Genomic DNA, 8,207 nt, shown 5'->3' with positions numbered 1-8,207 from the left:
TTGGATCACGTCTTTTCTTAGCCATCTATAGACCTCCTTAAAAAGTTAATTCGATTTTATCACTAAAAAAATAAACTGCGTAGCAGAGTCGTACGCCCTCTACTTACACAGTTTATTTTACAATCCCTTACTGGGTGTCTGATTTTAATGTGCCACCAACAGCATATCTGTCTTTTTTTAATTCTTCTACAAATACATGAATATTTTCTTTCGGCGCAGTCGTAGTTCTGCTGACAACTTCTGTCACTTCCTGAACCATAGCTTTAATCTGTTCCTCTGAACGTCCTTCTAATAATTCAATCGTTATAAATGGCATAATTTATACTCCCTTATTGTCATATGGGTTATAGATAGATGAACCTTTTCCATCAATCCAGTCCTGTGTTGCGTCAGCTTCCATGAACTCAATATTAACATCTACTACGTGCGGTTCCTGCAGAAGACGATTAGCCAGGTCTTTTTTAATCTCAGAAAGCTGTCTTAAGTTGTAGTCATGGTGGAGAGTTTCTACAATTGCTTCTAAATGAAGATCGACGCCTTCTTTTAATACGATTAAGCGTTTAATATCAGAAATGTATTGATTTTCAAGAATGATCTTTGAAGCACGAACTTCCATTTCATCATCAGATACTCCGATAGCACCTGCTGCATTCTCAAGGAACACACGAGCGACAACATAGAACATCATCAGACCGATAATGACTGATACAATACCTTCAATCTGACCGAAACCTGTCATTTTTGAGATGATTATTGCTATAAGGGCGACGACTCCGCCTGATGTTGCTACTGTATCCTCAAGGAATACAAGTTTCGTAGCAGGTTTCGCTTTATTCATATTAGCGTAACTTGTCGTGAACGGGTGAAGACCTGTTGTCGGTAAATGTGCTTCTTCAAGAACTTCCTTACCTGCTTTATAGAGGACATAACTTTCCATGACAATACCAATGAGCAGGACACCAGCATTAATTAAGAAATGATTGAAATTCTGATCGCCATTTGAAGGATGCTGAATATGGTGGATTCCTTCAAGAACCGTTTCATAAGCAAGGATGGCTACAATAATGACTGCAAATAGACAGACGATATTGACAAGTCGCCCATAACCGAATGGGAATTTCTCATTTGGTTCTTTTCTTGATACTGCTGAACCGACCCAGACGAACAGCTGGTTTGCTGCGTCACCGAATGAGTGCATCATTTCAGCGAACATTGCCACATTACCTGTGAAGATATAAGCTACGAACTTTAATGACCCCAATATAAAGTTGACGATTGCTGCTATTAAGGAAGATTTACTCCCTTTCTTAAGCAGATTGAACAAATTTTTCATAACATGACTCCTTTGCAATAATTGGTTTGTTTGTTCACTTCTCTATTATATGCGAAAATAGTCTTAAATAATAATTTTTTGGAGGTTTATTATGTTTAAACATCTCTTATCGTCAATCGGTATCGATGGTATGACAGTCGATACTCTTGTCAATAATAATCGGTTTGATACAAATGAACGTGTAGAAGGCGTTATTCATATAAGAAGGGATCGTCATCATATTGACCATATTGAACTGACTTTAGTTGAAAGAATCTTTAATGATGATGATACCAGCGATTTTGCAACCTATGATCACATCCTTGAAAAAGTCTCTATAGTTGACGATGGTCAAAATAACGTTCCTTTTTCCTTTCCTGTACCGACAACAATCAAGTCCTTAAACAATCAGTTTTTCATCATTACGCAGTTATACATCGATGGTGCCGTTGATGCTTATGATGAAGATGAAATTTATTTTATTTAAACCTGTCTGAATATGAGACAGGTTTTCTTTTCAACGAAAAACAGAACATATGTTCTGTTTTTCGTTGAAAAGGAACGTAGGTTCCCTTATAATTAAATTATAAATTATATTAGAGGAGGGGATGTTAATGTATGATTATCATCTGTGTCAGGAACGTGAAGTTCTTTGTATTGACCAGAAAAGTTTTTTCGCAAGTGTAGCCTGTATTAATAAAGGGCTTGATCCCTCTACAGTGAAACTGGCAGTAGTAGCTGATACCAAACGCCAAGGTTCTGTTGTGCTGGCCGCAACACCTGCGCTGAAAGACTTAGGAATCAAGACCGGCTCACGATTGTTTGAAATTCCTCATCATCCTGACATTTACATTATTAACCCGTCAATGAAGCTTTATCTCGAAGTCTCAAACAAAATCACTGAAATTGCTTTGAAGTATGTGGCCTCTGAAGACTATCATCAGTACAGTATTGATGAATTCTTTATGGATGTGACGAACAGTTATAAGCGATTTGCTGACAGTGTCACAGCGTTTGCACTTATGCTGAAACACGAAATCTACGAAGCAACACAAGTCAGATGTGCCATCGGTATAGGATCGAACTTGCTGCTAAGTAAAGTAGCATTGGATTTTGAAGCTAAGAAATCACCTGATGACATCGCTGAATGGCGCTATCAGGATGTTCCCGAGAAGATGTGGTCTATTGAGCCGCTTCATCAGTTCTGGGGGATTAACCGCCGAATGGAGAAACGACTGAACCAGAAAGGGATATTCAACATAGGGCAGCTGGCTAATTACCCGCATCATTATTTAAAGCGGGATCTGGGTGTCATCGGAATAGATCTCCATCTACATGCTAATGGAATAGATACAAGTCTTATCAGAGAAAAACATAAAGCTTATAAACCTTCTATCTGCAAGAGTCAGATTTTAATGCGGGATTATGACTTTGAGGAATTGAGAGTTGTTGTACTTGAGCAGGCGGAAGAAGTGACGTTCCGTTTAAGAGCAGAAAATCGTCTGGCTAAGACACTGTCTTTCGCTGTCGGCTACAGCGATGAAGGCAAAGTCAGTAAAACTTATACACTTTCTGAAGGGACAAACTTAACACGCGATGTTTTTCAGGTTGTCTGGGGCTTTATGGAGCAGCTGTGCGATAAGAAACGTCAATATCGTACTGTCGCTATTACATTGTCTAATTTCGTTCCCGAGGAAGACCGACAGCTGACTTTATTCATGGATGAGTTTAAACGCGGAAAAGAAGAACAGCTGCTGAAGACTGTTGATCAACTAAAAAGAAAATTTGGTCCAGCAAGCATTGTCCGTGCAAGTTCCTACACTGCTGCCGGTACTGCCTTGAAGCGCAGTGGACTAATTGCCGGTCATAAGGCGTAACTTGTCTACAGTTCTTAAATTGGCTATTATTAAAGAAAATATGCCACAGAAAAGTAGGGATAATATGTACCCAGATGTAGAAGCAACAGTTAGAAGAATTGAACAGCTCGTCAATATCCCGGGACCATGAGGTTTCGCTCATCTCGCTATCCATTACTGCAGAGAACAGCTGCAGTCATATGGCTATACAATAACTGAGACTAACAAAGGCGGACTGCTGGTAACTGTGAAAGGACGTGATGACCACCGTCATCGTTTTATAACAGCACACGTTGATACGCTCGGGGCAATGGTTAAAGCTATACTACCGGATGGTCGTCTTCGTATGACTATGGTAGGTGGATTCAATTGGAACGCAGTTGAAGAAGAGTACTGCGAAATTCACAGTTCAGAAAAAGTTTTTACAGGAACCATTTGTGTCCATGAGACAAGTGTTCACGTTTACCGGGGAGCGATGGACATTAAACGTGACGATACGAATATGGAAGTCAGAATTGATGAAAAGACGACTTCTGCAAAAGAGACAGAACAACTCGGAATCAGTGTCGGTGATTTCATCACTTTTAATCCAAGATTTCAAGTAACAGACAGCGGTTTTATCAAATCCCGTCATCTGGATGACAAAGCAAGTGCTGCAATGATACTTGAACTGCTCCGTCATTTAAAGGATGAAAATGTAGAACTTCCAAATACAACACACTTTTATCTGTCAAACAATGAAGAAATAGGGTACGGAGGTAATTCAAACATCCCAGAACAGGTGGTGGAATATGTTGCAGTGGACATGGGGGCACTTGGAGACGGGCAGGCATCAGATGAATATACCGTGTCCATCTGTGCGAAAGACAGTTCAGGACCTTATCATTACGATCTTCGGCAGCACCTTGTCAAGCTTTGTCAAGTAAATGCCATTAACTATAAAATCGATATCTATCCAAATTACGGCTCGGATGCCAGTGCCCCAGTTCATGCAGGACATGATATTAAACATGCACTGTTCGGAGCAGGAATAGAGTCCTCCCATGCTATGGAACGAACACATAAAGATTCTATCGAGCAGACGGAACGATTACTCTATGCTTATGTCCAGAGTAAACTGCTTTAACCTACAAAGAGAACGTCTTAGTGATAAGGTGTTCTCTTTGTAAGTTTATAGAATCATAATAATACTACTTTTTTTCGAGTCCTGAAAAATCAATAGAAGCGAGCAGTCCAATGAGCATACCGGTAGTCAGTGACAGCATAGTCCCGAGCAGAATATATTCAGAGCGTTTATCTACCTTTTCAGGAATATCTGTAACAGGGTCCTGCTTCATGTCATTAAAGCGTAAGATGGACTTACTGGCGATAATGAGACCGATAGCAGTGTATTCCTTCAACAGAATAAAAATGATGATAAGCAATCTTTCCAGATAACCGATCAAGAGACCAACATGGTCTGACTTAGGCATCTGTGTTGTACTCATCTTCATCAGAATGAACTTAATCAATGGTCCGCTGTACACATAAAGCACTAAACAAAGGAAGTACAACGTCAGGTTCATCAAATTCATAGACTAACCTCCTGTTTAATATAAGCAGTAATCCGCTCTGTCATATCAGCTACAAATGTATCATCATATTGTTCAAGTGACTGCTGAATCAGCATTAATTGACGGGCATGCCCTTTCTTCAAGTGAGTCGAAATAGTGGAGACACTTTTGTTGAACTGCTCGGCAAGATCTTTTTGCATGACCACTGTCAAACTCTGTAGATACACTTGTCTTTGTATAGTTGTCTGAGAATGGATAATGTCAGTCAAGTAATAAAAGAGAACATCATTGTAAAGATTGACATCTTCTGATGCTGCCAGCTTAAAATCAACGAGCTCATTATTTTTTATTTCTTCAAGGGCGATTCTTGCCTGTTTTATGAGTGGATCATTCCAGTGTTCAAACTGTTCTTCAGGCAGTACAGCTTCTCCAACTGCAATGCCGAATTTAACCGGTTGATTTTTAAACGGCCATAATAATTTGATATAATAGGTAAGTACAAGTACAGCACTTGGTGAATCACTGACGAAGAACAGTTCGTCACCCATACGGAAGTTCACATATGAATGCGGTAGAACAGCGGTCCACTCTTTAATGTTTTTTTCCAGATTCATTAGGAAATTGCTGATTTGTTCGGTATTATTAAAGGATGTGCTATGAGAAACGTCCATAATAAAGATTCCAACCATAAGCATCCTCCTAATTCGCTTATTTAAACGAAATTTTATAAATTCTTCTATATAAGCGAATTATAACGTATTTCATAGTAAAAATGAAGTTATTAGTTAATAAAAAGTCATGTACTAATGTATAATAAATAAAATCAATAGACTTAAAGGGAGTCAACAATGAAATTTACAACTTTAACTAGAGAACAATTCGGTGAGTTCAGTGATCAACAGTCATATAGTCACTTCACACAAATGGCAGTCAACTACGATTTAAAAACAGCGGATGGGGTAGATACACATCTTGTCGGTGTTACAGAAGGAGAGAAGGTCATTGCAGCATGTCTTTTAACAGCGATGCCCGTTCTCAAAAAATTCAAGTACTTCTATTCAAACCGCGGTCCAGTTATGGATTATACGGACACAGAACTGGTCAAGTTTTTCTTCACGGAACTGAAACGCTACGTCAAAAGTCATCATGCCTTAATGGTTCGAGTAGATCCATATGTTCCTTATCAACGCTGGAACCACGACGGAGAGAAGTTGGAAACTTATCCAACGGCTTCGCTTGTGACAACGATGAAAGACCTTGAGTTTGATCATCAAGGGTTTACAGTGGGTTTCGATCCCATCCATCAAGGACGTTGGCATTCAGTGCTTGACTTAACAGGTAAAGATGACAAGACAGTGCTGAAAGATATGGACAGCCTGCGGAAACGTAATATTAAAAAAGTCGTCAAAAACGGTGTTAAAGTCAGATTTCTGGATAGTGATGAAATTCATCTGTTCAGGCAGTTTATGAAAGATACAAGCGGAAAAAAAGAATTCGTCGATCGAGATGATAAGTTTTATACTGACCGCATGAAACATTTCGGCGATAGAGTGCTTGTACCGCTCGCATATATCGATTTCACGACATATATCCCTGAACTGGAAGCTGAACAGGAAAAGTTAAATCAAGAGATAGAGAAAGCGGACCAGGAAATCAACAAAAAGCCCGATAATAAAAAAGCTGTCAATAAAAAGGCTGCTGCAGAACAGCAGCTGACATCAGTAGAAGAAAAACTGTCAGAAGCAAAAAATCTGAATGCAGAACACGGAGATACATTGCCGATCGCTGCCTCATTCTTCTTGATTAACCCGTATGAAGTTGTTTACCTGGCCGGAGGATCATCTAATGAATTCCGTCATTTTGCAGGTTCTTATGCTATTCAATGGAAAATGATCAACTATGCACTGGAGCATGGGATCAATCGTTATAATTTCTATGGTATCAGCGGGAATTTCAGCGAAGATGCTGAAGATGCAGGTGTCATTAAATTCAAAAAAGGCTTCAATGCTGACGTCATTGAATATGTCGGGGACTTTGTCGCACCGATTAACAAACCGGTCTATAAAGTATACAGCACTTTAAAACGAGTCAGAGGATAGCAGAAAGAGGGGAATGACAATGCAGTTTACAGAGTTGACCGTCAAGGAATACAGCAACTTCATGTCAACAACACCGTTGATGAGTCACTACTTCCAGGTAAAAGAAAATATTAAAAACAGGGAAGGCGAAGGGTATCCTGTAGTACTTCTAGGAGTGAAGCAGGACAATCAAGTCATTGCAGCCAGTCTGTTCTCAAAAATTCCGACGTTCGGCAGCTATATGTATTACTCAAACAGAGGACCAGTGCTTGATTTCCATAATAAAGAAGTAGTCACCTTCTATTTTAAATCACTTGACCAGTACTTAAAACGCAATCAATGTCTGTCTGTCAAAGTTGATCCTTACTGGATCTATAAAACATACGATAGAGATGTCATCTATAAGCAGGAAAATGGTACGAATGAGGAAATTGTTGAGCTGATGAAAGCACTCGGTTATCATCATACAGGTTATACAGTAGGTTACCGACCAGATTCACAGGTGCGCTGGATGAGCGTGATGTATCTTGACGATGAAACGCCAAATTCCGTTATGAAGCAGTTTGACAGTCAGCGTAAACGTAACATCAAGAAAGCACAGAAATACGGCGTTAAAGTCCGTCTGCTGTCACCAGATGAAGTCGATATATTCCTTGATCTGTACAAGAAAACAGAAGAAAGAACTGGAATGATCTCAAGAGACGATGATTATTTCCGTAACTTTGCTATCAATTACAGTAATAAAGTCATCATGCCGCTCGCATATATTGATTTAGATGAATATATCGAGGCTGCATCAGAAGAACTGAGCAGCACAGAGTCAAAACGGGACCAAATGATGGCACAGGAGAACAAAAGCGACAAACTTATCAAGAAGATATCAGAACTGGATAAGCAAATCGATCAGTTACAACAGAACTTACTTGATACTACCGAGCTGAAGAAAACAGATGGTCAGATTCTCAATCTTGCAGCGGGCATCTTTTTCAGCAATAATTTTGAGATTAATTATTTTTCTGGCGGTTCAAGCAAAACATACAGCCAGTTTATGGGACCGTATGCCATGCACTGGTATATGATCAATTATTGTTTTGAACATGGTTATAACAGATACAATTTCTATGGGGTTTCTGGTGATTTCACGGAAAATGGCGAAGATTACGGTGTTTATCGGTTTAAACGTGGATTCAATGCACAGATTGAAGAACTCGTCGGAGATTTTACGAAGACCATTAACAAACCGAAGCAAAGATTGTATCAAACAGCTGGTAAGTTCGGTCGTGTTACAAAAAAAATAAGTAAACAAATTTTACGTAAATAAATACAAGGTATAAATAACCGGACTGAAACAAATCAGTCCGGAGTTTTTATGGGGTCATTCTTTTTATAAATTCTAGTTTACATAATA

General features: G+C 39.2%; 8 protein-coding genes and 1 pseudogene. 5 read left to right on the top strand and 4 right to left on the bottom strand.

The window, feature by feature from the left end:
- Positions 1-127: 127 nt before the first annotated feature.
- Both ERX29_RS01510 and ERX29_RS01505 read right to left on the bottom strand, forming a co-directional pair.
- A complete protein-coding gene (locus ERX29_RS01510; RefSeq protein ID WP_133442910.1) occupies positions 128-316 on the bottom strand; it encodes a 2-hydroxymuconate tautomerase in 189 nt (62 codons plus the stop codon).
- A 3-nt stretch (positions 317-319) separates the two neighbouring features.
- Positions 320-1,333, bottom strand: a complete 1,014-nt coding sequence (locus ERX29_RS01505) for a cation diffusion facilitator family transporter (RefSeq protein ID WP_133442909.1) — start codon at positions 1,331-1,333, stop codon at positions 320-322.
- Between the two features lie 91 nt (positions 1,334-1,424).
- Here ERX29_RS01505 and ERX29_RS01500 point away from each other — a divergent pair, with 91 nt between their 5' ends.
- The 3 genes and pseudogenes from ERX29_RS01500 to ERX29_RS01490 all read left to right on the top strand — a co-directional run.
- Positions 1,425-1,799 (top strand): sporulation protein, encoded by a 375-nt coding sequence (locus tag ERX29_RS01500; protein WP_133442908.1) that lies wholly within the window; start codon positions 1,425-1,427, stop codon positions 1,797-1,799.
- 127 nt (positions 1,800-1,926) lie between these two features.
- On the top strand, positions 1,927-3,189 hold the full coding sequence (locus ERX29_RS01495; RefSeq protein WP_133442907.1) for a Y-family DNA polymerase: 1,263 nt from the start codon (positions 1,927-1,929) through the stop codon (positions 3,187-3,189).
- Positions 3,190-3,388: 199 nt separating this feature from the next.
- Positions 3,389-4,294 (top strand): annotated as a pseudogene (locus ERX29_RS01490) (M42 family metallopeptidase); the annotation flags it as partial.
- A gap of 64 nt (positions 4,295-4,358) precedes the next feature.
- Here ERX29_RS01490 and ERX29_RS01485 read toward each other — a convergent pair.
- Both ERX29_RS01485 and ERX29_RS01480 read right to left on the bottom strand, forming a co-directional pair.
- Positions 4,359-4,742 (bottom strand): hypothetical protein, encoded by a 384-nt coding sequence (locus ERX29_RS01485; RefSeq protein ID WP_243719922.1) that lies wholly within the window; start codon positions 4,740-4,742, stop codon positions 4,359-4,361.
- A complete protein-coding gene (locus ERX29_RS01480; RefSeq protein ID WP_133442906.1) occupies positions 4,739-5,410 on the bottom strand; it encodes a hypothetical protein in 672 nt (223 codons plus the stop codon). The genes ERX29_RS01485 and ERX29_RS01480 overlap by 4 nt, the downstream gene beginning before the upstream one ends.
- 159 nt (positions 5,411-5,569) lie before the next feature.
- Between ERX29_RS01480 and ERX29_RS01475 the strand changes: the two genes are divergently transcribed.
- Together ERX29_RS01475 and ERX29_RS01470 are read left to right on the top strand one after the other, a co-directional pair.
- Positions 5,570-6,820, top strand: coding sequence for an aminoacyltransferase (locus ERX29_RS01475; RefSeq protein WP_133442904.1), 1,251 nt, complete (start codon positions 5,570-5,572; stop codon positions 6,818-6,820).
- Positions 6,821-6,839: 19 nt separating this feature from the next.
- The gene (locus ERX29_RS01470) at positions 6,840-8,120 is read left to right on the top strand and encodes an aminoacyltransferase (RefSeq protein WP_133442902.1); all 1,281 of its coding nucleotides are present in this window, start codon (positions 6,840-6,842) and stop codon (positions 8,118-8,120) included.
- The last annotated feature ends 87 nt before the right edge of the window (positions 8,121-8,207 follow it).

The sequence above is a fragment of the Macrococcus lamae genome, assembly GCF_004359545.1.
Classification (GTDB): Bacteria; Bacillota; Bacilli; order Staphylococcales; family Staphylococcaceae; genus Macrococcus; species Macrococcus lamae.
Note: the sequence above shows the minus strand (reverse complement) of the source record. Positions and strands in the feature narration are given on the sequence as shown.